The 22,335-nt window shown below is 68.6% G+C and carries 20 protein-coding genes; 12 read left to right on the forward strand and 8 right to left on the reverse strand.

Annotated elements, in window-relative coordinates:
• Positions 1 to 56: 56 nt before the first annotated feature.
• The 3 genes from pdxH to OCU_RS29415 all read left to right on the forward strand — a co-directional run bounded on the left by pdxH (position 57) and on the right by OCU_RS29415 (position 3,182).
• Positions 57 to 686 carry a pyridoxamine 5'-phosphate oxidase gene (gene pdxH / locus OCU_RS29405; protein WP_036397685.1) on the forward strand — a complete coding sequence of 210 codons (630 nt, stop codon included), beginning with the start codon at positions 57 to 59 and terminating at the stop codon, positions 684 to 686.
• Between the two features lie 31 nt (positions 687 to 717).
• Positions 718 to 1,617 carry an amidohydrolase family protein gene (locus tag OCU_RS29410; RefSeq protein WP_014379245.1) on the forward strand — a complete coding sequence of 300 codons (900 nt, stop codon included), beginning with the start codon at positions 718 to 720 and terminating at the stop codon, positions 1,615 to 1,617.
• Positions 1,618 to 1,886: 269 nt separating this feature from the next.
• Positions 1,887 to 3,182 carry a citrate synthase gene (locus OCU_RS29415; RefSeq protein ID WP_008253896.1) on the forward strand — a complete coding sequence of 432 codons (1,296 nt, stop codon included), beginning with the start codon at positions 1,887 to 1,889 and terminating at the stop codon, positions 3,180 to 3,182.
• A 43-nt stretch (positions 3,183 to 3,225) separates the two neighbouring features.
• On the opposite strand, the gene OCU_RS29420 is transcribed toward OCU_RS29415, so the two are convergent.
• From OCU_RS29420 to OCU_RS29440, 5 genes are read right to left on the reverse strand one after another with little or no spacing between them, the layout of a single operon-like run.
• Positions 3,226 to 4,797, reverse strand: coding sequence for a phytoene desaturase family protein (locus tag OCU_RS29420; RefSeq protein WP_014379247.1), 1,572 nt, complete (start codon positions 4,795 to 4,797; stop codon positions 3,226 to 3,228).
• 26 nt (positions 4,798 to 4,823) lie between these two features.
• On the reverse strand, positions 4,824 to 5,087 hold the full coding sequence (locus tag OCU_RS29425) for a DUF2630 family protein (RefSeq protein ID WP_008253898.1): 264 nt from the start codon (positions 5,085 to 5,087) through the stop codon (positions 4,824 to 4,826).
• 53 nt (positions 5,088 to 5,140) lie between these two features.
• The gene (locus OCU_RS29430) at positions 5,141 to 6,478 is read right to left on the reverse strand and encodes a sensor histidine kinase (RefSeq protein ID WP_008253899.1); all 1,338 of its coding nucleotides are present in this window, start codon (positions 6,476 to 6,478) and stop codon (positions 5,141 to 5,143) included.
• A gap of 15 nt (positions 6,479 to 6,493) precedes the next feature.
• Entirely contained in the window at positions 6,494 to 7,204 is a 711-nt protein-coding gene (gene prrA / locus OCU_RS29435) for a two-component system response regulator PrrA (protein WP_008253900.1), read from the reverse strand.
• A 51-nt stretch (positions 7,205 to 7,255) separates the two neighbouring features.
• The gene (locus OCU_RS29440) at positions 7,256 to 8,737 is read right to left on the reverse strand and encodes an acetyl-coenzyme A carboxylase carboxyl transferase subunits beta/alpha (protein ID WP_014379248.1); all 1,482 of its coding nucleotides are present in this window, start codon (positions 8,735 to 8,737) and stop codon (positions 7,256 to 7,258) included.
• 27 nt (positions 8,738 to 8,764) lie between these two features.
• Between OCU_RS29440 and OCU_RS29445 the strand changes: the two genes are divergently transcribed.
• From OCU_RS29445 to OCU_RS29480, 8 genes are all read left to right on the forward strand, one after another.
• Positions 8,765 to 9,496, forward strand: a complete 732-nt coding sequence (locus OCU_RS29445) for an enoyl-CoA hydratase (protein WP_009957316.1) — start codon at positions 8,765 to 8,767, stop codon at positions 9,494 to 9,496.
• Positions 9,497 to 9,502: 6 nt separating this feature from the next.
• Positions 9,503 to 10,612, forward strand: coding sequence for an MBL fold metallo-hydrolase (locus OCU_RS29450; protein ID WP_014379249.1), 1,110 nt, complete (start codon positions 9,503 to 9,505; stop codon positions 10,610 to 10,612).
• Positions 10,613 to 10,650: 38 nt separating this feature from the next.
• Positions 10,651 to 12,228, forward strand: a complete 1,578-nt coding sequence (locus tag OCU_RS29455) for a serine hydrolase (RefSeq protein WP_014379250.1) — start codon at positions 10,651 to 10,653, stop codon at positions 12,226 to 12,228.
• Complete coding sequence (locus tag OCU_RS29460; RefSeq protein WP_014379251.1) at positions 12,225 to 14,612, forward strand: cation-translocating P-type ATPase; 2,388 nt, start codon at positions 12,225 to 12,227, stop codon at positions 14,610 to 14,612. Before OCU_RS29455 ends, OCU_RS29460 begins: the two co-directional genes overlap by 4 nt.
• Positions 14,613 to 14,677: 65 nt before the next feature.
• On the forward strand, positions 14,678 to 14,866 hold the full coding sequence (locus OCU_RS29465; protein WP_009957321.1) for an antitoxin: 189 nt from the start codon (positions 14,678 to 14,680) through the stop codon (positions 14,864 to 14,866).
• Between the two features lie 3 nt (positions 14,867 to 14,869).
• Entirely contained in the window at positions 14,870 to 15,331 is a 462-nt protein-coding gene (locus OCU_RS29470; protein WP_014379252.1) for a type II toxin-antitoxin system Rv0910 family toxin, read from the forward strand.
• Positions 15,332 to 15,414: 83 nt separating this feature from the next.
• Positions 15,415 to 16,185, forward strand: a complete 771-nt coding sequence (locus tag OCU_RS29475) for a VOC family protein (protein ID WP_014379253.1) — start codon at positions 15,415 to 15,417, stop codon at positions 16,183 to 16,185.
• Between the two features lie 73 nt (positions 16,186 to 16,258).
• On the forward strand, positions 16,259 to 16,693 hold the full coding sequence (locus tag OCU_RS29480; protein WP_008253914.1) for a hypothetical protein: 435 nt from the start codon (positions 16,259 to 16,261) through the stop codon (positions 16,691 to 16,693).
• Positions 16,694 to 16,697: 4 nt separating this feature from the next.
• Here the strand turns inward: OCU_RS29480 and OCU_RS29485 are convergent, their stop codons facing one another.
• Genes OCU_RS29485 through OCU_RS29495 form a run of 3 tightly spaced genes read right to left on the reverse strand, consistent with a single transcriptional unit; the run spans position 16,698 to position 19,934 of the window.
• Complete coding sequence (locus tag OCU_RS29485) at positions 16,698 to 17,186, reverse strand: VOC family protein (protein WP_036458243.1); 489 nt, start codon at positions 17,184 to 17,186, stop codon at positions 16,698 to 16,700.
• Positions 17,186 to 18,712 (reverse strand): carotenoid oxygenase family protein, encoded by a 1,527-nt coding sequence (locus tag OCU_RS29490; RefSeq protein ID WP_014379255.1) that lies wholly within the window; start codon positions 18,710 to 18,712, stop codon positions 17,186 to 17,188. Before OCU_RS29490 ends, OCU_RS29485 begins: the two co-directional genes overlap by 1 nt.
• 1 nt (position 18,713) lies before the next feature.
• On the reverse strand, positions 18,714 to 19,934 hold the full coding sequence (locus OCU_RS29495; protein WP_014379256.1) for an acetyl-CoA acetyltransferase: 1,221 nt from the start codon (positions 19,932 to 19,934) through the stop codon (positions 18,714 to 18,716).
• An 858-nt stretch (positions 19,935 to 20,792) separates the two neighbouring features.
• Between OCU_RS29495 and OCU_RS29500 the strand changes: the two genes are divergently transcribed.
• A complete protein-coding gene (locus OCU_RS29500) occupies positions 20,793 to 22,322 on the forward strand; it encodes a DUF4185 domain-containing protein (RefSeq protein ID WP_014379257.1) in 1,530 nt (509 codons plus the stop codon).
• The last annotated feature ends 13 nt before the right edge of the window (positions 22,323 to 22,335 follow it).

Raw genomic sequence — 22,335 nt, forward strand, 5'->3', positions numbered from 1 at the left:
GCGTTGACGCGATGGCACGACGGGACCCCGAGCCAGGAAAAGAGCACCTGCAAAGAATGCGTGTGGAATACGGATCGGCGGAGAAGGACGGCAGTCCCGATCTCGACGCGGACTGGCTCGGCGATGGTTGGGTTTCGTTGTTGCGCAAATGGATCGACGACGCCGAGCGATCGGGTGTCGCCGAGCCCAACGCGATGGTGCTGGCCACCGTCACCGCCGACGGGCGGCCGGCGAGCCGATCGGTGCTGTGCAAGGGCGTCGACGAGACCGGGATCACCTTTTTCACCAACTATGACTCGGCCAAGGGCGGCGATCTGGCCGCGACGCCGTACGCCGCGGTCACGTTTCCCTGGTACCAGCTCGGCCGCCAGGTCCACGTCCGCGGCCCGGTGAGCAAGGTCACTGCGGAGGCGACCCAGGAGTACTGGTCGAAACGACCGCGCGGATCACAGCTGGGCGCCTGGGCCTCGCATCAGTCGCAACCGATCGCGTCGCGGGCGGCCCTGCTGGGCCAGCTGGAGGAGGTGACCGCGCGCTTCGCCGACCGCGAGCAGGTTCCGGTGCCGCCGGGCTGGGGCGGCTATCTCATCGCGCCCGAGGTGGTCGAGTTCTGGCAGGGACGGGAAAACCGGTTGCATAACCGCATCCGGGTCAGCGGCGATCGCATCGAGCGCCTCCAGCCGTAGCGTGCCCGCGCGGCGGCTAACTTGGCTGGCGATGGACGAAACGGATTCGGTACGTCGGATCTGGACGGCGCTCGGGCTGCCCGGCATCGTCGACGTGCACACGCACTTCATGCCCAAATCCGTGATGGACAAGGTGTGGCGGTACTTCGATGACGCCGGCCCGCTGGTGGGACGGCATTGGCCGATCGCCTACCGCAGCGACGAACAACAGCGACTGCGAACCCTCCGCGGCTTTGGGGTCCGGGCGTTCACGGCGCTGATCTATCCGCACAAGCCGCACATGGCGGCCTGGTTGAACCAGTGGGGCCGATCGTTCGCGGCGACGACGCCCGACTGCCTGCACACCGCGACGCTGTACCCCGAACCCGGCGTCGAGGACTACGTCGGTCAGGCCATCGCGTCCGGCGCCCGCGTATTCAAGGCCCACATTCAGGTCGGCCGCTACAGCCCCACCGACCCGTTGCTCGACGGCGCCTGGGGCGTCATCGAAGACGCCGCGATCCCCGTGATCATCCACTGCGGCTCGGGTCCCGTCCCCGGCGAACACACCGGCGTCGGGCCCGTCGCGGCACTGCTCGCGCGCCATCCGCACCTGCGGTTGATCATCGCCCACCTGGGCATGCCCGAGTACACGGATTTCCTCGACCTGGCCGAGCGCTACGACGACGTGCGGCTCGACACCACGATGGCGTTCACCCCGTTCGTCGAGGAGGCCATGCCCTTCCCGCCCGCCGAGTACGGACGCCTCCGTGATCTCGCCGACCGCATACTTTTCGGGAGCGACTTTCCCAACATCCCGTACGGCTACGTCGACGCGGTCGAGGTCCTCACCCGGCTGCCCGGCATCGACGATGTGTGGCTGCGAAAGGTGTTACACGACAACGCCGCTCACGCCTTCGGGTTGGCCGGGCCGATGTCCACGGCGGGGTGATGGGCGCCGCTTTCCCGGACAACGGCGGTACGCCGTACCTGTTGTGGCCCGCGCCACGCCGGATCCGCGCGGCACGCGTCGCCGACCGCCGGGCGCGCAGCGGCGAAAGACACGAGCTGCCGGGATCGTCACCGCGCTACCTGATGAAAGCTTAAGGAAGGTTCCCAGACCCGACCCCGGACGGGCGCCTCGTCGCGATAACGACTACCTTCAGCTGTAAGCACCAAGTCAGGGGCAGCCATATCAGCCGGAAGCACGAAGGGGTTCTCGTGGCCGACACCGACGACACCGCCACTCTGAAGTACCCGGGCGGTGAGACCGACCTGGAGATCGTCAGCGCCACCGAAGGCGCCGACGGCATCGCGCTGGGCTCGCTGTTGTCCAAGACCGGCTACACCACGTTCGACAACGGCTTCGTCAACACCGCGTCGTGCAAGAGCTCCATCACCTACATCGACGGCGACGCCGGAATCCTGCGTTACCGCGGCTACCCGATCGAGCAACTGGCCGAGAAGTCGACCTTCATCGAGGTGAGCTACCTCCTGATCTACGGTGAGCTGCCCAGCAAGGAGCAGCTGGCCGAGTTCACCAAGCGGATTCAGCTGCACACCATGCTGCACGAGGACCTGAAGCGGTTCTTCGACGGATTTCCGCGCAACGCCCACCCGATGCCGGTGCTGTCCAGCGCGGTCAACGCGCTCTCGGCGTACTACCCGGATTCCCTCGACCCGACCGACAACGAGCAGGTCGAGTTGTCCACCATCCGGCTGTTGGCCAAGCTGCCGACCATCGCCGCCTACGCATACAAGAAGTCGGTCGGTCAGCCGTTCCTCTACCCGGACAACTCGCTGACCCTGGTGGAGAACTTCCTGCGCATGACGTTCGGCCTACCGGCCGAGCCGTACCAGGCGGACCCCGAGATCATCCGGGCGCTGGACATGCTGCTCATCCTGCACGCCGACCACGAACAGAACTGCTCGACGTCGACGGTGCGGCTGGTCGGGTCGTCGCAGGCGAACCTGTTCACCTCCGTTTCCGGTGGGATCAACGCGCTGTGGGGCCCGCTGCACGGCGGCGCCAACCAGGCGGTCCTCGAGATGCTCGAGCAGATTCGCGAAAGCGACGACAACGTCAGTGAATTCGTCCGCAAGGTGAAGAACCGCGAGGCCGGCGTCAAGCTGATGGGCTTCGGCCACCGCGTCTACAAGAACTACGACCCGCGGGCCCGCATCGTCAAGGAGCAGGCGGACAAGATCCTGGCCAAGCTCGGCGGCGACGACGACCTGCTCAGCATCGCCAAGGAGCTCGAAGAGGCGGCGCTGACCGACGACTACTTCGTCGAACGCAAGCTGTACCCCAACGTCGACTTCTACACCGGCCTGATCTACCGCGCCCTCGGGTTCCCGACCCGGATGTTCACCGTGCTGTTCGCGCTGGGCCGGATGCCCGGCTGGATCGCGCACTGGCGTGAGATGCACGACGAGGGCGACAGCAAGATCGGCCGTCCGCGCCAGATCTACACCGGCTACACCGAGCGCGACTACGCGACGATCGACGCGCGCTAGTTTCCTGCCGAGCAGACGCAGAATCGCCTGCGGGCGGCGGGATTTACGCGATTCTCTGCCTGGTCGCGAGGGAGGCGAGCACTGCCATCGCCGCGTTGTGCCCGCCGATGCCCGACACCGCCCCACCGCGGCGAGCGCCCGAGCCGCACAACATGATTCGTTCGTGAGCGGTGGCCACGCCCCACTGCCTCGCCGGGGTGTCCAGCGGATCGTCGTCATCGGCGAACGGCCACGACAGCCCGCCGTGGAAAATGTTGCCGCCGCTCATGCCGAGGGTGCGCTCGAGATCTGATGTGGTCGTCGTCTCGATGCACGGGCGCCCCTGCGCATCGTGCAGCAGCAGTTCTTGAATCGGTTCGGCCAGAACAGCATTCAGCGATCCCAGCACCTTCTCGGTGAGCCGCTCGCGCAGCGCGTCCGGGTCGGCGTCGCCGAACAGCGCGTGCGGGGTGTGCAGGCCGAACACCGTCATCGTCTGGACGCCCGAGCGGTGCTGGTCATCGGACAGGATGCTGGGATCGGTCAGGGAGTGGCAATACGCTTCGCACGGCAGGGGATTCGGCGGTTGCCCCGCGGCCGCCTGGGTATAGGCCGTATCCAGTTGCGTCCAGGTCTCGTTGGCGTGGAACGTGCCGGCGAAGGCCTGTTCGGGCGTGACGCCCCGGTCGCGTAGGCGCGGCAGGCGCCGCAGCACCATGTTCACCTTGACCTGCGCGCCGCCGTCCGCCGGTGGCGGTTCGTCGCCGAGCAGCCCGGCCAGCACGGTGGGCGTGACGCCGGCGAGGACGAACCGGGCCCGGACCCGGCGCTCATGGCCGCCGCTGCGATAGCGCACTTCGCCGCTCGGGTCGAGCGCGTAAACCTCTGCGCCGCTGATGATTTCGGCGCCGTGGCCGACGGCGGCCGCGGCCAGGGCGGTGGTCAGCGCGCCCATCCCGCCGATCGGGACGTCCCAGTCCCCGGTGCCGCCGCCGAGCACGTGGTACAGGAAGCAGACGTTCTGCGTCAACGACTCATCGTCGAGGCGCGCGAAGGTGCCGATGAGGGCGTCGGTGGCCATCACCCCGCGAACCAGGTCGTTGCCCACCGCGTCGGTGATGGCCTCGCCGACCGGTTCCTCGATCAGGGCTTCCCAGGCGGCCGCCGCGCGGCGGTCGTTGCTTTCCAGTACGTGGCGGCGGGCCTGCTCGCGGCTGCGTAGCGGTTCGAGCAGCGTCGGCCACAGCCGCTCGGTCACCAGCCGGCAGCGCTGGTAGAAGTCCGCGAAGCCCTGGGCGTCGTTGGCCGCGCCGATGGCGGCGAAGGTGTTACCGGGCGCCCCGATCAGCAGCCCGCTGCGGCCGCCGGTGGCGGGGTCGGGCGTGTACGACGAATAGGGACGCCGGGCCAGGCGAATCCCGGCGCCCAGGTCCTCGACGATGCGGCTCGGTAGCAGGCTGACCAGGTAGGAGTAGCGCGACAGCCGGACGCCGACCCCGTCGAAGGGTTGCGCCGAGATCGCGGCGCCGCCGGTCTGTTCCAGCCGTTCCAGCAGGCGCACCCGCAGGCCGGCCCGGGCGAGGTAGGCCGCCGCGACGAGGCCGTTGTGCCCGCCCCCGACGACGGCGACGTCCACCGCGTCGTCGGCGTCCGCGTGGCCGCTCAGCTCAGGTAGCCCTCGACCTCGTCGGGCGGCCGCACCTCCGCCTCGCGCGGGTCGCCGCCGCTCTCGCGTAGCGCCCGGCGCTGCCGCAGCAGATCCCAGCACTGGTCGAGTTCGATCTCCATGCGCCGAAGGCGGTCATGTTCCTCCGACGTGTCGATGTCACCGCGCTGCAGTTGGGCCCGCAGCGCTTTTTCTTCGGCGACCAGTTCGCGGATGTGTGCCAGGGTGTCGTTGTCGGTGGGTTTGCTGCCGTTGGCCATCGCTCCAGTCTGCCCGACTCGGGAGGGGGCGGATAGCCGCCGACGGCCCGCGGCTAACTGGGTCCGGGTAGTCGCAGCACCAGCCGCGCACCGCCCAGCGGGCTGCTTTCCAGCTCGGCAGTCCCGCCGTGCAGCTCGGCCTGCTGGGCTACCAAGGCCAATCCCAGGCCCGACCCGGAATGCGAGGCCGTCGATCCGCGGGAGAACCGCGCGAACACCACCTGGCGCTCGTCCTCCGGGACGCCGCGCCCGTTGTCGTCGATGGCGATCTCCACGCCGGCGCGGGAGCTGACCGCCGACAGCTCGACGCGGGTGGCGCCGCCATGCTTGACGGCATTGGCGATCGCGTTGTCGACCGCGAGGCGCAACCCGGCCGGCAGCCCGACGATGATGCAGGTGGGCGAGGGCACCAGTGAGACGTCGACCCCGGGGTAGACGCGGGTGGCGTCGTGGGCGGCGCGGTCGAGCAGCTCGGTGATGTCGACCGGCACGTGATCGTCGGACGTCGACAGCTCGCCCTGGGCCAGGCGCTCGAGGGCGGTCAGCGTGGCCTCGATGCGCGACTGCGTGCGGATGACGTCGCCCAGCACCTCTTTGCGTTGTTCGTCCGGCATGTCCAGGGTGGAGAGCACTTCGAGGTTGGTGCGCATCGCGGTCAGGGGGGTGCGCAGCTCGTGCGAGGACACGGCGGCGAAGTCGCGCGCAGACGCGAGCGCATCCTTGGTCCGGTCCTGCTCGGTCCAGATGCGCTGCAGCATGCCCCGCATGGCCTCGGCGATCTCGACCGCCTCGGTGGCACCGCGCACCGCCACTTGCGGCCGTTCGTCGGCGTCGATCGAACGGGCTTGCTGGGCCAGGCGTTTGAACGGCCGCACCGCGAAAGCCGCCAGGAGCCAAGCGAACACCGCCGCCGCGCCGATCGACAGCGCACAGATCAGGATCACCCGGCGATGCAGGTTGTTGGTCTGGGCGATCGTGTCGTAGTACGTCGCGCCCACTGCCACCGTCGCCGGCTGCGGCGTGGCGACCTCCAAGGTTCGGACGCGATAGCGCACCCCGTTGATGTAGGTGTCTGCATACCCCACCTCCAGCGGCGGCAGTGTGACGTCCGAGTTGGACTTGACCTGGCCGTCGCGCCGGACGGTGATCACGGTGTCCTGGTCGTGGGGTGCGCGCGGGATGTCGTCGAGGCCCCGGGGCAGGAAGGGGATGGCGAAACCGGCCGCCTCGTCCAGGCGGCGGTCCAGCCGCTCCTTCCAGGCGCTGGTGATGCCGAACCACACGACCGCCCCCGCGATCACCACCACGATCGCGGTGCCGATCGCCGTCGCGACCGCGACCCGGGCCCGTAGCGACGGCGTACGGGTCAGGATCCGGGACAGGAAGTTCATGGCCGCTCGACCGGGTTACTGCATGCGCAGCACGAATCCCACTCCGCGCACGGTGTGCAGCAGCCGGGGCCCGCCGTGGGCCTCGAGCTTGCGGCGCAGGTATCCGATGAAGACGTCGACGACGTTGGTGTCGGCGGCGAAGTCATAGCCCCACACCAGCTCGAGTAGCTGCGCGCGGGACAGGACCGCGGTCTTGTGTTCGGCCAGCACCGCCAGCAGGTCGAATTCCCGCTTGGTCAGGTCGACGTCGACGCCGTTGACGCGGGCCCGCCGGCCGGGGATGTCGACTTCCAGCGGTCCCACCGTGATGGTCTCCGACGAGGAGGTTGCGGTGGCGCCGCGGCGGCGCAGCAGCGCTTTGACCCGCGCGACCAGCTCGGCCAGCACGAACGGTTTGACCAGGTAATCGTCGGCGCCGGCCTCCAGGCCCGCCACCCGGTCGTCGACCGAGCTGCGGGCGGAGAGCACGCAGACCGGGACGTCGTTGTCCATGGCGCGCAGCGCGGTGACGACGCTGACCCCGTCCAGCACCGGCATGTTGATGTCGAGCACGATCGCGTCCGGCCGCGTTTCGGTGGCGCTGCGCAACGCCTCGGCGCCGTCGACCGCGGTCGACACCTCGAACCCGGACAGGCGCAGGCCACGTTCCAGCGACGCGAGCACATCGGAGTCGTCGTCGACGACCAAGACCCGAGGTGAGCTAGCTCCTGTGTCCATGCCGCCCATCTTGCCTGATTGCCGCCTATGGATGCGGGAGGCACCACCGTCGCGAGCGTTTCAGGGCAGACCGATGTTGCGGTAGCGCTGCAGCCGGGCGGCCAGCCGCTCGGAGGCGGGTATCCCGCGCAGCGCCTGCACCTCGGCGGCGATGGCGCGGGACAGTCGCCGCGAGAACTCGACGGGCTCGTCGGCGGCATCGGGATGTTCCGCGACGACGACGTCGACGATCCCGGACGCCAACAGGTCGGTCGACCGAATGCCTTGTGCGGCGGCAAGTTCGGCGGCGTGATCGGTGTCGCGGAAGACGATCGCGCTCGCGCCTTCCGGCGGTAGCGGCGCCAGCCAGCCGTGCAGCGCGGCCAACACCCGATCGGCCGGCACCATCGCCAGCGCCGGCCCGCCGCTGCCCTGGCCCAGCAGCACGGAGACCGTCGGGGTGTCCAGGGTCACCAGCTCGGCCAGGCACTGGGCGATCTGCCCGGCGAGCCCGCCCTGTTCGGCGTCGGCCGACAGCGCCGGCCCCGCCGTGTCGATCACCAGCACCAGCGGCAGGCGCAACTCGGCGGCCAGCGCCATGCCGCGCCGGGCCTCGCGCAACGACGCGGGGCCCACGGTGCTCGCCCGGCCGCCCGCTATCCGCCGCTGGCCGAGCACCACCACCGGCTGACCGGCGAATCGGGCCAGCGCCAACAACGTCGTCGCCGCCTCTCCCCGGCCGGTCCCCGACAACAGCACCTGGTCGGTTGCGCCGTGCCGCAACAGAAGTCCGACGCCCGGCCGGTCCGGACGCCGCGATGCCACCACCGAATCCCACGCTGCGACGTCGGGTGTCGGTTCGGGTGGTGGCGGCGTGGGCAGCGGCCCGGGCGGGTCGGCGATGACGGTCATCGCTCGGTCCAGCGTCGGGCGCAGCTCGTCGAGCGGGATGACGTCGTCGATCACGCCGTGCCGCTGCAGGTTCTCCGCGGTCTGGACGCCCTCGGGGAACGGTTCGCCGTAGAGCAGCTGGTACACGCGAGGTCCGAGGAAGCCGATCAACGCGCCCGGTTCGGCGAGCGTGACGTGGCCCAGCGAGCCCCACGACGCGAAGACCCCACCGGTGGTCGGATTGCGCAGATAGACCAGGTAGGGCAGGTGAGCCCGGGTGTGCAGCCGGACGGCCGCGGCGATCTTCACCATCTGCAGGAACGCGACCGTGCCCTCTTGCATGCGGGTGCCGCCGGAGCTCGGCGAGGCCAGTAGCGGCAGCCCCTCGGCGGTCGCCCGCTGCACCGCCGCGGTGATCCGTTCGGCGGCGGCCACCCCGATCGAGCCACCCAGAAAGCCGAATTCGCAGACCACCACCGCGACCCGGCGCCCGAAGATGCGCCCTTCGCCGGTCAGCACGGATTCGTCCAGGCCCGTCGCAGCGCGGGCATCGGCCAGCTCTCGCGCATAGGCGGCGCTGGCCGGCACGGCGAGCGGCTCGCTGTCCCAGCGGATGAAGGAATTCTCGTCCAGGACCGCGTCGCGTAGTTGACCAGCCGTGATACGACTCACGTGACGAGGCTATATAGGGTGGCTGCCATGATCGGTGTCAGCCAGGCCGAAGCAGTTTTGACCATCGAGTTGCAGCGCCCCGAGCGCCGCAACGCCTTGAATTCCCAGCTCGTCGAGGAGCTGCGCGAGGCGGTGCTGAAGGCGGGCGACGGCTCCACCCGGGCGATCGTGCTGACCGGGCAGGGCACGGTGTTCTGCGCCGGCGCGGACCTGAGTGGTGACGCATTCGCCGCCGACTATCCCGACCGCCTCATCGAGCTGCACAGGGTCTTGGACGCCACCCTCATCCCGGTGATCGGCGCCATCAACGGCCCGGCCATCGGCGCGGGCCTGCAGCTGGCCATGCAATGCGATCTCCGGGTCGTCGCGCCGGACGCCTTCTTCCAATTCCCCACATCGAAATACGGTCTGGCCCTTGACAACTGGAGCATCCGGCGCCTGGCTTCACTGGTCGGTCACGGCCGGGCCCGCGCGATGCTGCTGGCCGCCGAAAAGCTGACAGCCGACGTGGCCCTGCAGACCGGGATGGCCAACCGCATCGGGACGCTGTCCGACGCCCAGGCCTGGGCCGCCGAGATCGCCGGCCTGGCCCCGCTGGCGATCCAGCACGCCAAGCGGGTGCTCAACGACGACGGCGCCATCGAGGAGGCCGGCCCGGTGCACAAGGAGCTTTTCGACAAGGCGTGGGGCAGCCAGGACGTCATCGAGGCCCAGGTCGCGCGTATCGAGAAGCGGCCACCGAAGTTCCAGGGGGCCTGACGAGCCATGCGGGGGACGCTACGGCTGATCGCCGGCACGGCGTCGCTGGCGGGCGGGGGTTGGCTGCTGCGCGCGCTGCACGGCGCGCCGGACGCCCTCGGCGCCCACCCCGCATCGATCGCCGCGGCGACCGCGGGGTCCCCGAACTGTCGCGACGGCGTCTTCGTCAACCTCGAGCCCGCCTCGGAAACCAAGATGGACCGCGAGCAACTGCGGCTCATCGCGTGGGAGCTGGTGGGCAACCGGGGTGGAAGCCGGCCGCGCGGGCCGATCCCGCTGACGGCCCCCGGGGTCTTCCGCGCGGATCCGAGCGGGCTGGCCGTCAGCTGGTTCGGCCACTCCACGGCGCTGGTGGAAATCGACGGCTACCGGGTGCTCACCGATCCGGTGTGGAGCGACCGGTGTTCGCCGTCGGACGTCGTCGGGCCGCAGCGGCTGCACCCGCCGCCGATTCAACTCGAGGGGTTGCCCGCCGTCGACGCGGTGGTGATCAGCCACGATCACTACGACCACCTCGACATCGACACGATTCGGACGTTGGCCCGCACGCAGCGGTCCCCGTTCTTCGTTCCGCTCGGTGTCGGCGCCCACCTGCGCAGGTGGGGGATACCCGAGCACCGCATCGTCGAGCTCGATTGGCACCAGAGCGCGACGGTCGACGAGCTCACCGTGGTGTGCGTGCCGGCGCGGCATTTTTCGGGGCGCTTCCTGGATCGCAACACGACGCTGTGGGCGTCGTGGGTCTTTCGCGGGCCGACCCATCGCGCGTACTTCGGCGGCGACACCGGGTACACGAAGAGCTTCGCCCAGATCGGCGCCGACCACGGACCGTTCGACCTGACCCTGCTGCCCATCGGGGCGTACAACACGGCGTGGCCTGACGTGCACATGAACCCCGAGGAGGCGCTGCGGGCGCACCTGGACGTCACTGACGGGGGGCTGTTGGTGCCGATCCACTGGGGCACCTTCCGGTTGGCCCCGCACCCGTGGGCCGAACCGGTCGAGCGGCTGCTCGTCGCCGCGGAGCCCGAGCAGGTGAACGTGGCGGTTCCGGTGCCGGGCCAGCGCATTGATCTCGCGGCCCCGGTGAAATCGAACCCGTGGTGGCAGCTCTGATTCGCGAGTCCGGCAACCCCACCGCGTTAGAGTGCGCCATGACCAAACGCGCGGTCGCTGCCATCTCGGTGCTGCTCGGATTGACGGGATGCGGCTCCGCGCAGCCGACCGCCGGGGCCCCGTCCACACTGTCTGACGTCCCGCCCAACCAAGTGGCCGGCGTGGCGATTCCTGCCGGCCGCATCGACGATGCCGTCGCCAAGATCGACGGCCTGGTCGGCGACCTGATGAAGAACACCGGCGTGCCGGGAATGGCGGTCGCCGTTGTCCACGGCGGGAAAGTGTTGTACGCCAAGGGCTTCGGTGTCAAGGATGTGAGCAAGGGCGAGGGGCAAGGCAACAAGGTGGACGCCGACACCGTCTTCCAGCTGGCCTCGGTGTCCAAATCGGTTGGCGCGACGGTGATCGCGCACGAGGTCAGCGATCACGTCGTCGCCTGGGACACCCCCGTGGCCGCCAAGTTGCCCTGGTTCACGCTCGGCGATCCCTATGTCAGCAGCCATGTGACCGTCGCCGACGTGTATTCGCATCGCTCCGGGCTGCCCGATCACGCGGGCGACAAACTCGAAGACCTGGGCTACGACCGTCGTCAGACCCTCGAGCGACTCAGGTATCTGCCGCTGGCACCCTTCCGGATCAGCTACGCCTACACCAACTATGGGATCACCGCCGGCGCGGAGGCCGTGGCGGCCGCGGCCGGCAAGTCATGGGAGGACCTGTCCGACGAGGCGCTCTACCGCCCGCTAAACATGACGTCGACGAGCTCACGCTTCGCCGACTTCCTCGCCCGGCCCAACCACGCGGTCAATCACGTCAAGGTCGCCGACAAGTGGGAGTCCCGCTTCCAGCGTGACCCCGATCCCCAGTCACCCGCGGGCGGCGTCAGCTCATCGGTCAACGACATGGCCCGTTGGCTGATGATGTTGCTGGGCAACGGGACTCACGACGGGCGGCGGATCGCCGCGCCGGAAGACCTGTTGCCGGCCATCAGTCCGCAGACGGTGTCGACACCCGCGACGACGCCCAAGGCGCGCACCGGGTTCTACGGATACGGTTTCAACGCGTCGGTCGATTCCTCGGGCCGCACCGAATACAGCCATTCCGGCGCTTTCGCTTTGGGGGCGGCGACGAACTTCGTGGTGATGCCCTCGGAAGACGTGGGCATCATCGCGCTGACCAACGGCGCGCCCTACGGCATCCCGGAAACCCTGACCGCCGAATTCATGGACCTCGTCCAATACGGCCAGATCCGCGAGGACTGGGGTCCCTTGTACCAGAAGGCGATCGGCTGGCTGAACAATCCGGTGGGCTCGCTGGTCGGCAAGCAACCCCCGCCCAATCCCGCGCCGGCCAAGCCGCTTCGCGACTATGCCGGCGTCTACGCCAGCGACTACTGGGGTCCGGCCGTCGTGACCGAACACGACGGCGCCCTGCACTTGGCGATGGGCCCGAAAAACCACACGGTCGCCCTCACCCATTGGGACGGCGACACCTTCACCTTCCCGCTGACCGACGAAAACGCCCCACCCGGAACGATTTCCAAAGCGGTCTTCTCGAACGACACCCTGAATCTGGAGTACTACGACACCGAGAAGCTGGGGACCTTCACCCGATGAGCTCCTCACTGATCACCGGCCTGACCGACGCCGAGGTGGCGCAGCGGGTCGCCGACGGCCAGAGCAACGCCGTGCGGAAACGGGCGACGCGCAGCATCACCGATATCGTGCGGGCGAACGTGTTCACCCGGATCAACGCGATCCTGGGAGTGTTGCTGCTGATCGTGCTGGCGACCGGCTCGCTGATCAACGGGATGTTCGGACTGTTGATCATCGCCAACAGCGTCGTCGGCATGGTCCAGGAGATCCGGGCCAAGCAGACGCTGGACAAGCTCGCGATCGTGGGTCAGGCGAAACCCGTGGTGCGCAGGCAATCCGGGACGCGTGCGGTCCCGCCCGAGGAGGTGGTGCTCGACGACATCATCGAGCTCGGGCCCGGCGATCAGGTCGTCGTCGACGGAGAGATCATCGAAGAGGCGAACCTGGAGGTCGACGAGTCACTGCTGACCGGTGAGGCCGACCCGATCGCCAAGGCCGTCGGCGACGCGGTGATGTCGGGCAGTTTCGTCGTTGCGGGCGCCGGCGCCTACCGCGCCACCAAGGTCGGCCCGGACGCCTACGCGGCCAAACTCGCCGAGGAAGCCAGCAAGTTCACATTGGTGAAATCCGAACTGCGCAACGGCATCAACCGCATCCTGCAGTTCATCACCTACCTTCTGGTGCCGGCCGGCCTGCTGACGATCTACACCCAGCTGTTCACCACGCACGCGGGCTGGCAGGAGTCCGTGCTGCGGACGGTGGGCGCCCTGGTGCCGATGGTGCCCGAAGGGCTGGTGCTGCTGACGTCGGTCGCGTTCGCGGTCGGGGTGGTCCGGCTGGGCCAGCGCCGCTGCCTGGTGCAGGAGCTGCCCGCCATCGAGGGGCTCGCGCGGGTCGACGTGGTCTGCGCCGACAAGACGGGCACCCTGACCGAAAGCGGCATGCGGGTCGCCCGGGTGGACGAGCTCGACGAGGCCGCGCACCGCGATCGCATCGGCGACGTGCTGGCGGCGTTGGCCGCCGCCGACCCGCGACCCAACGCGAGCGTGCGCGCGATCGCCGAGACCTATCACGAGTCGCCGGGCTGGACCGCCACGGCGACAGCACCTTTCAAGTCCGCCACCAAGTGGAGCGGGGTGTCCTTCGAAGGGCACGGCGACTGGGTGATGGGGGCGGCCGACGTGTTGCTCGAGCCGGCGTCGGCGGCGGCCGAACAGGCCGAGCGGATCGGGGCGCAAGGCTTGCGGGTCCTGCTGGTGGGCGCCGCCGACGTGGCCGTCGACCACCCCAGCGCACCGGGGGACGTCACCCCGGTCGCGCTGGTGGTGCTCGAACAGAAGGTCCGCCCCGACGCCCGCGAGACGCTGGAATACTTTGCCGATCAGGGTGTTTCGGTCAAGGTGTTGTCCGGGGACAACGCCGTTTCTGTCGGCGCCGTCGCCGACAAGCTCGGGTTGCGCGGCGAGACGATGGATGCGCGCCAACTCCCCTCAGACCCCGCGCAATTGGCCGACGCGCTGGACACCCACACCACCTTCGGCCGGGTGCGTCCCGATCAGAAGCGCGCCGTCGTACACGCCCTGCAATCGCGCGGGCACACGGTCGCGATGACGGGCGACGGCGTCAACGACGTGCTGGCCCTCAAGGACGCCGATATCGGCGTCGCGATGGGGGCCGGCAGCCCGGCTTCCCGTGCCGTCGCACAGATAGTGTTGCTGGACAACAGGTTTGCCACGCTACCGTACGTGGTCGGCGAGGGACGGCGGGTGATCGGCAACATCGAGCGGGTCGCCAACCTGTTCCTGACCAAGACGGTGTACTCGGTGCTGCTGGCGTTGTTGGTGGGCATCGAATGCCTGTTTTCCAAAGCGTTGAAAGCCGATCCGTTGCTGTATCCGTTCCAGCCGATCCACGTCACCATCGCGGCGTGGTTCACCATCGGAATACCGTCGTTCATCCTGTCCTTGGCGCCCAACAACGAGCGCGCCGAGCCCGGTTTCGTGCGCCGGGTGCTGAGCTCGGCGCTGCCGTCCGGGCTGATCGTCGGCACCGCGACCTTCGCGTCGTACCTGGCCGCCTACCCCGGCCGGCACGCCGGCTTCCAGCAACAGGATCAGGCGTCGACCGCGGCCCTGATCACCTTGCTCATGACGGCCCTGTGGGTGCTCGCGGTGGTCGCACGGCCCTACCAGTGGTGGCGGGTGGCGCTCGTAATCGTCTCGGGCCTGGCGTATGTGGTGATCTTCAGCCTCCCCCTGGCCCGCAAGCAGTTCCTGCTGGATCCGTCCAATGTCACGGTGACCGCGATCGCGCTGGGGATCGGTCTGCTGGGCGCCGCCGCGGTCGAGGCCATGTGGTGGATCCGCGCCAGGATGCTGGGCGTGCAGCCGCGGCTGTGGCGCTGAGCACAGCGAACTCGGCGCCGGCCGGTTTCACCGGGCAAGTACGATGCCGGAAAAAGGGAGGGCACATGGGATTCCTGGACAAGGCCAAGGATCTGTTGTCGCAGAACGCCGACAAGGTCGAGACGGCCATCGACAAGGCAGGCGAGTTCGTCGACGAAAAGACGCAGGGCAAATACTCCGACACCATTCACCAGGTGCAGGAGCAGGCGAAGAAGGCGGCCGGCGCCGCGGACACGGGCGACCAGCAGAACTGAGCCATGGCCAAGCTTTCCGGATCCATCGATGTCCCGCTGCCGCCCGAGGTGGCCTGGCAGCACGCCTCCGACCTGTCCCGGTACAAGGATTGGCTGACCATCCACCGGGTGTGGCGCAGCGCATTGCCCGACGAGATCGAGAAGGGCTCGGTCGTCGAGTCGATCGTCGAGGTCAAGGGCATGCCCAACCGGATCAAATGGACGGTCGTGCGCTACAAGCCACCCGAGGGCATGACGCTCAACGGCGACGGAGTCGGCGGGGTCAAGGTCAAGCTGATGGCCAAGATCCAGCCCAAAGGGGACGGCTCCCTCGTCAGTTTCGACGTGCACCTCGGTGGCCCCGCGCTGTTCGGCCCCATCGGCATGATCGTCGCCGCCGCGCTGCGCGGCGATATCGACCAGTCGCTGGAGAACTTCGTGGCGGTGTTCACCCGGCCCGATCCGAGCAGCAACGGGCATCGCTGATCGCCCGCGCCGATGAGTTTTCGCCTCGGGCGCGGTCGATAGTGTGAACCCTTTTTCCGGGGACACATCATCAGGAGGTCACCATGCCTATTCGTGACAGCGCCCCGCTGGGCGCCCCATGCTGGATCGATCTGACCACGTCCGACGTCGCCCGCGCCCAGGATTTCTACGGCACGGTCTTCGGCTGGACGTTCGAATCCGCCGGGCCCGAGTACGGCGGATATGTCAACGCAGCCAAGGGCGGCCACCCCGTCGCCGGGATCATGGCCAACCGGGCCGGGGCCGAGGCGCCGGACCGCTGGGTTACCTATTTCCACACCGCCGACATCCAGACCACGCTGGCCGCGGTGACCGGGGCGGGCGGTTCGGTCTGCATGGCGATGGAGGTGCCCGCCAAGGGCCACATGGGCCTGGCGACCGACCCCGCCGGCGCGACGTTCGGTTTGTGGCAGCCGCTGCAGCACCGCGGTTTCGAGATCATCGGAGCGGCCGGCGCCCCCGTCTGGCATCAGCTGACCACCCGCGACTACGGCGCGGCCCTCGACTTCTACCGCGACGTCCTCGGCTGGCGTACCGAATCCGAGTCCGATACCGACGAATTCCGCTACACCACAGCGTGGTTCGGCGACGAGCAATTGCTCGGCGTGATGGACGGCGCCTCGCTGCTACCCGAGGGCGTCCCGTCGAACTGGGTGACCTTCTTCGGCGCCGAGGACGTCGACAAGACCCTGCGAGTGATCGTCGACAACGGCGGCGCGGTGGTGCGCGACGCCGAGGACACCCCGTATGGACGGCTGGCCGCCGCGACCGATCCGACGGGCGCCCCGTTCAACCTGTCCTCGCTGCAGACCTAGCTGACGAGCGCCGCCACGCTAGGACGACGCTCGGTGCCGCGGGCCGGCGGCGGAGTCGGTTAACCTCGCTACCATGACTCGCCGACTGCGCCCCGGTTGGCTGGTGGCGTTTTTCGCCGTGGTGGTTTCGGCCAGCGCGTGGCTGCCGTGGCTGAGGACGGCGGTCAACGGCGGGGGCTGGGCCAACGCCATCGGAGGCGCCCACGGCAACTTGGAACTGCCCCCGGGGTTCGGCGCCGGCCAGCTCATCGTGCTGCTGGCCTCGACGCTGCTGGTGGCCGGCGCAATGATGGGCCGAGGATTGTCGGTGAAGCTCGCTTCGGTTGCGGCGCTGCTGATTTCGCTGTTGATCGTGGCGCTGACGGTGTGGTACTACAAGCTCAACGTCAACCCGCCGGTGTCGGCCGAATACGGCCTCTACGTCGGTGCGGGCGGCGCGGTGTGCGCTGCGGCGTGCTCGATCGTGGCGGTGATCTCGGCGTTGGCCTCGGGACGGCCGCGGCGCTGAGCCCTCACGCCGACGGGAACTCGTGCTTCCCCGAAGCGGCGCTGGTGTCGGGCTCGTTGACGCCGAACACGAAGGGCGCGAATACGATCTCGCGCCCGTCGGGATCCCGATAGGTGATCGCGCCCGTGGCCGCCCAGTACGGGTGCTGGTCGACGGGTTCGACGCCCGCGTCGTGCAGGCGCGCGAGTGCGGCTCGTTGTGCTTTGGGGTCCGGAAAATAAAGACAGAGCTGTTCATGGGGGTCCACCGCGACGTCGTCGGCGGCCTGCACGATCTCCATGGTGAGGTTCCAGCTGGGGAGCCCGAAGATCGCGCCGTTGCTGCCGTAGCTGTCCTCGAACGTCTCATAGAGCGGCAGGCCGACGAGGTCGCGGTAGAACCGCACCGTTTCCGCGAAGTGCGAGGAACGGCGCGCGAAGCGGATGCCGCCGATGGGGGCCAACTGCGGCGGCCAGTGCGTCGTGCGGTGGTGCTTGTGCTGGTCGGTGGTCATCACAGTCCGATCGCGTCCGCGGCGGACTCGGCGGTGTCCCAGCGGCGCAGCTCGGAGCCGGGCGCCCAGGTCGAGTGGGTGCCGCTGGAAATCCGTTCCGGCAGTGGGAGTTTGCACACCGGCCCGTCGCCGGGGCGGGTGGCGTCGAACACGAGGCAATACGAGGCGTCGGTGTTCATGTCGGTGGTGAGCGTGATCAGGTAGCCGTCGTCTTCGCCGGTGCCGCCGACGCGCGGTGCCATCGCGGTCTCGCTGCCGTAGACGCCGTCCCCGAACGAGAACCGCTCCTCGGTTCCGGTGCGCAGGTCGTGTTTGACCAGGCCGTCGAACAGGAACCAACCCGGCTTGCCCGTGGCCGCATAGACGTAGCGGTAGTCGGCGGCCGCGTAGCCGGGGTTGATGGTGCCGAACTCGGTGACGGATTCGAACAGCCGCTCTTCGCGCACCTCGCCGGTGACCAGGTTGAAGTGCCACCGGTGCAGGCGTGCCTGCAGGCGATCCAGGGCTAAGAAGCGGAACAGTTTGTCCCACTTGGTTCCACCGGTATCGAGCGGGGACGGGTCGCCTTCGAAGAAGCCGTCGAGCACGATCTCGTCGCCGTCCTCGTAGGCGTTGGTGAAGTGCAGCACGAACGTGGGGTCGGCCTCGAACCAGCGAATGTCCTCGGTCCCGCCGCGGCGCGGGATCACCGCGAACCGCGACGGGATGTCGGGGTGGAAGCGCGGCAGGTGCACGTCGTGCTCGAGCAGCTGAGGATCCCAGAACAACGGGAAATCGTTGAGAATTGCGTAGTTTTCGGTGAACGCCATGTCGTGGGAGAGGCGCGGACCGGGCAGCGGGATGTCGACGTAGTGGGTCAGTTCGTTGCGCTCGTCGACGACACCGTAATGCATGTACGGGTCTTGCTTGCTGTAGTTGAAGAACAGCAGTTCACCGGTTGCGTTGTCTACCTTGGGGTGTGCGGACACGCCCCACGCGGTCGGGAAGCGCCCGTTCCAGGACTCCTTGCCGAGCGTGTCACCCGAATACGGGTCGATTCGGTACAGGTCGCCGCACTGGTAGAAACTGCTCAGCGCGACGCCGCGATGCACGATGACGTCGGTGCTCGACGCGTCCTTCATCCGCGTTCGCGCGCCCCAGCCTTGCCGGCCCTGCGCCAGTTGCACGGGCTCGGCCAGCCCCGGCCACAGCGGCCCGCTGGCCTCGCTCTCGGCCAGGAATCCGTCGGTGCGGATAAAACGGTTGCGGTAGAAGGCCTTTCCATCGCGGAAGCCGACCACGTGCACCATGCCGTCGCCGTCGAAGGGGTGATAGGTCTTGAACGCGGGGTGCAGCGGGTTCTCGGTGTTGCGCAGATAGACGCCGTCCAGGTCGCCCGGGATCTCACCCTCGACCGCGGCCAGGTCGTCGGCGTCCCACTCGGTGGTCTGAGGACGCCACGGGCCCGTCCGGTAGGGGTGGTCGTCGTCCTCGGGAAGGGTGGACAGGAACTTGCCGACGATCGCTATATCTTTTGGCAAGTCCATCTCAACCGCCTTTGCTGACAACGAAACTCACGGTGGTGGCGGTGCTGCCGCCGAAATTGAGGGTCCCGAAGGTTTGCGCACCGTCGACCTGATAGTCGCCGGCGGCGCCGCTGACCTGCTTGGCCGCGTCGAGCAGCATCCGCACCCCGGAGGCGCCCACCGGATGCCCGCCACCGATCAACCCGCCGCTGGGATTGATCGGCAGCCTCCCCCCGATCTCGATCTCGCCGTTTTCGATCGCCTTCCATGACTCGCCCGGGCCGGTCAACCCGATGTGGTCGATGGCCAAGTACTCGCTGGGAGTGAAGCAGTCGTGCACCTCGAACCCGTCGATGTCGTCGAGGCCGCGCCCCGCCCGGCGCAGCGCGTCGAGCACCGCCGCCCGCACATGCGGCAACACGTAAAGATCGTCGCCGGCACGGTCCAGTTTCTGCTGCAGCCCCAGCCCGACGGTGCGATGACCCCAGCCCTCGATCCGGCCGATCGGGCGCGCGTCGGGGTGGTTGCGCAGGTAGGCGTCGTTGACGAGCACCAATCCCGCGCCGCCGTCGGTCATTTGGCTGCAGTCGAAGCGTCGCAGCCGGCCCTCGGTGATCGGGTTGGCGTCGTCGTCGTCGGTGATGGGATCGGGGACGGTCCACCCGCGGGTCTGGGCGTTGGGGTTGCGGCGGGCGTTGGCGAAGTTGAGCTGGGCGATGGCCCGCAGGTGCGCGTCGTCCAGTCCGTACCGGCGGTCGTACTCGTCGGCCACCCGGGCGAACATGGACGGCCACAGGTAGCGCGCGTCGGCCCCCTCGTGACCGGTCCACGCCGCGGCCCCCAGATGCTGCGCGGCGGTGTCGCCCGGGACTGTTTTCTCGAGCTCGATGCCCACTACCAGCGCGGTGTCGTAGGCGCCCGACCGCAGATCGGCCATCGCCGCCAGCGCCGCCACGCTGCCGGAGGCGCAGGCGGCTTCGTGGCGCGACGCCGGGGTGTCCCAGAGGCCTTCGCAGACCGTGGCGGGCATCGCCCCGAGGTGGCCCTGCCGGGCGAACATCTCGCCGAACGCGTTGCCGACATGCACCACTTCGATGTCGGCCGCGTCCAGCTTGGCCGTCGCCAGCGTCGCGTCGACGACCTCGGCGGTCAGCGCGGCGAAGTCGTGGCCTTCCCTGATGAGGTTGCGAGCAAAATCGCTTTGGTAACCGCCGAGAATCCACACACCGGAGGAGCGATCCATACGCCGACGGTACTCCCGGGCGCGGCGGTTGTTGAGGCCTATCGGCGGGCCGCCGCGGCTCCCTGGGTGGTCCAAAGAGGGCGGCCCCGTCGGCTCTCGGGCTGAACCGACGGGACCTAGGCGGGCGCGAAGGCCGGCCGACGCACTCGCCTACTGTTGGATCATTGCCCCCCAGCGGTGCCGACAAACATGCGGCCTCAATCTATTTGACGTCTCGTTGATGCCGGGCCGCCGACGGCGCCGGGTCTGGTTAACGTCGATTCACCTTTTCCGGGTGCGCGCGGGCCACTCGGGCAGGCGGTCGGCCGGAAGTCTGAGCTGCGGCGATGTGGTGGGGTTGCGCCGTCGTGCGGCCAGTCCCACCGCGAAGCGGCCACCCCGCATCGTGGCGTCGCACGAGGCTGCGGTGTAAGCCGATATGCGCACCCGTCGGCCGTTCGTTTTGCGGCCGTCCCAGCAAAGTGGCCGCGACGTCAACCCCCGGGCCGGCGACGACCCCGCGGGGGCCGGCGGCCGCTCGTGAGGACGCGACCGGCTCTTGGCGACCGGGTGGAAGGCCCGGGGCGGGCTCACCCCCGGGGCAGGTCGGTCTGCGGTCCATCGTGACATCTCGCGGGTCGATACCCGACCCAGCCAGTGGCAGCGTTGGCAAAATCAGAAACGCCGATTAACAGCTTGCATATTGCTTCCAGCTAATGCCGCGCGAGGGAAGTCGGGGTGGCGACTGCCGCGTTGCGACACGGTCACGGATGCATACCTATCGGTTCATCGTTGGTCACATATGCCCCGCAGATCACTATCGTCACATGAGCCAACTACGGACGTCAGCGCGGTGTCCTACCCCTCGAAAGGTGTTACATGTCGGCGATTCTTCGAAGTGTGTCGCTATCGATGGCGTCGGCGGCCGCTGTCGGATTCGTCCTCGTGGTGGGGCCCGCGCCTACCGCCCACGCCACGCCGTGCGGTGCCCCCGAGGCAAACGTCGACCCACCCGCCGCGCAGCCGGCGATGCCCGCACCTCAACCGGTCGTGCAGCCGCCGACCGGGCGCAGGCCCAGTCACACGAATGACCAGGCGCCGCTGCCGAGGCTGGGTCCGCTGATCTCCTCGTTGCTCAAGCCGGCGACGCCGGGGCAGCGCTACTCCGCGCCGGTCCATCCGCGAGCCGAGGGGCCGACGCCGGGACCCGGACCCTCCGCGCCGCTGCAACAGCAAGCCGAGGTCCTGCCGCCGGCTCCCAACCCGCCCGCGGTCCCGCAACTGCCGAACGCCAACCCGCTACGGCCGAACGCCGCCCCGGTGCCGCAGCCGCAACCCGAGCCGGGCCCGCCGCCTCCGTCGATCGCGGGCGCCCCGACGTCCCTCGTCGACTGGGTCACCGGGCCGGACGGCCCCAACAAAACGCTGCAACGGTTCGGCATCTCCGGCACCGACCTCGGGATTGCCTGGGACAACGGCGATCCCGTCAACCGCCAGGTGCTGATGGCCTTCGGTGACACCTTCGGCTACTGCAAGGTGCACGGCCAGCAGTGGCGCTACAACACCCTGTTCCGCAGCAACGATCGCGATCTGTCCAAGGGAATCCACATCGCCGACGGCGTGCCGAACGACAAGTATTCCGGCTCGCCGGTGTGGGCGCCCGGGCTCTCCAAACAGGTCGTCAACACCATCCACAAGGCCGCGCACGAGACGGGAATCATTCCGACCGGGGCGATGTCGATGGGCAGAACCCAGTACATGAGCTACATGTCCATCCGCCAGTGGGGCCGTGACGGCGAATGGACAACGAACTATTCGGCGATCGCGCGGTCCAACGACAACGGCCAGAACTGGGGGATCTTCCCCACCACGATCCGCACGGCGTCCGCGGATGCCATTCCGGGAGCCGGGTTTACGCCTGGAAACGAGAACTTCCAGATGGGCGCCTTCTTGAAGGGCAAGGACGGCTACATCTACCAGTTCGGGACGCCGTCGGGTCGCGGCGGCGCGGCCTTCCTGTCGCGGGTTCCACCGAACCAGTTGCCCGACCTGACCAAGTACCAGTACTGGAACGGCGACGAGGGCGGTCGTTGGATCCCGAACAATCCGGGTGCGGCGACGCCGATCTTCCCGGCGCCGGTGGGCGAAATGTCGGCCCAGTACAACAGTTACCTCAAGCAATACCTGGTGCTCTACACCGACGGCGGCAGCAACGACGTCATCGCACGGACCGCGCCGGCGCCGCAGGGGCCGTGGAGTCCCCCGCAACCGCTGGTGTCCTCGTTCCAGATGCCCGGCGGCATCTATGCGCCGATGATCCATCCCTGGTCGTCGGGACGGGACCTGTACTTCAACCTGTCGCTGTGGTCGGCGTACGACGTGATGCTGATGCACACCGTGTTGCCGTAGGAAACGTCGCCGT

The sequence above is a fragment of the Mycobacterium intracellulare ATCC 13950 genome (assembly GCF_000277125.1).
In the GTDB taxonomy this organism is placed as follows: Bacteria; Actinomycetota; Actinomycetes; order Mycobacteriales; family Mycobacteriaceae; genus Mycobacterium; species Mycobacterium intracellulare.

Coding starts and splice junctions, on each gene's coding strand:
- OCU_RS29460 (WP_014379251.1), top strand. CDS start 12,225: ATGAGCTCCTCACTGATCACCGGCCTGACCGACGCCGAGGTGGCGCAG.
- OCU_RS29465 (WP_009957321.1), top strand. CDS start 14,678: ATGGGATTCCTGGACAAGGCCAAGGATCTGTTGTCGCAGAACGCCGAC.
- OCU_RS29480 (WP_008253914.1), top strand. CDS start 16,259: ATGACTCGCCGACTGCGCCCCGGTTGGCTGGTGGCGTTTTTCGCCGTG.
- OCU_RS29490 (WP_014379255.1), bottom strand. CDS start 18,712: ATGGACTTGCCAAAAGATATAGCGATCGTCGGCAAGTTCCTGTCCACC.
- OCU_RS29470 (WP_014379252.1), top strand. CDS start 14,870: ATGGCCAAGCTTTCCGGATCCATCGATGTCCCGCTGCCGCCCGAGGTG.
- OCU_RS29485 (WP_036458243.1), bottom strand. CDS start 17,186: ATGACCACCGACCAGCACAAGCACCACCGCACGACGCACTGGCCGCCG.
- OCU_RS29495 (WP_014379256.1), bottom strand. CDS start 19,934: ATGGATCGCTCCTCCGGTGTGTGGATTCTCGGCGGTTACCAAAGCGAT.
- pdxH (WP_036397685.1), top strand. CDS start 57: ATGCGTGTGGAATACGGATCGGCGGAGAAGGACGGCAGTCCCGATCTC.
- OCU_RS29445 (WP_009957316.1), top strand. CDS start 8,765: ATGATCGGTGTCAGCCAGGCCGAAGCAGTTTTGACCATCGAGTTGCAG.
- OCU_RS29500 (WP_014379257.1), top strand. CDS start 20,793: ATGTCGGCGATTCTTCGAAGTGTGTCGCTATCGATGGCGTCGGCGGCC.
- OCU_RS29475 (WP_014379253.1), top strand. CDS start 15,415: ATGCCTATTCGTGACAGCGCCCCGCTGGGCGCCCCATGCTGGATCGAT.
- OCU_RS29450 (WP_014379249.1), top strand. CDS start 9,503: ATGCGGGGGACGCTACGGCTGATCGCCGGCACGGCGTCGCTGGCGGGC.
- OCU_RS29425 (WP_008253898.1), bottom strand. CDS start 5,087: ATGGCCAACGGCAGCAAACCCACCGACAACGACACCCTGGCACACATC.
- OCU_RS29455 (WP_014379250.1), top strand. CDS start 10,651: ATGACCAAACGCGCGGTCGCTGCCATCTCGGTGCTGCTCGGATTGACG.
- prrA (WP_008253900.1), bottom strand. CDS start 7,204: ATGGGCGGCATGGACACAGGAGCTAGCTCACCTCGGGTCTTGGTCGTC.
- OCU_RS29430 (WP_008253899.1), bottom strand. CDS start 6,478: ATGAACTTCCTGTCCCGGATCCTGACCCGTACGCCGTCGCTACGGGCC.
- OCU_RS29410 (WP_014379245.1), top strand. CDS start 718: ATGGACGAAACGGATTCGGTACGTCGGATCTGGACGGCGCTCGGGCTG.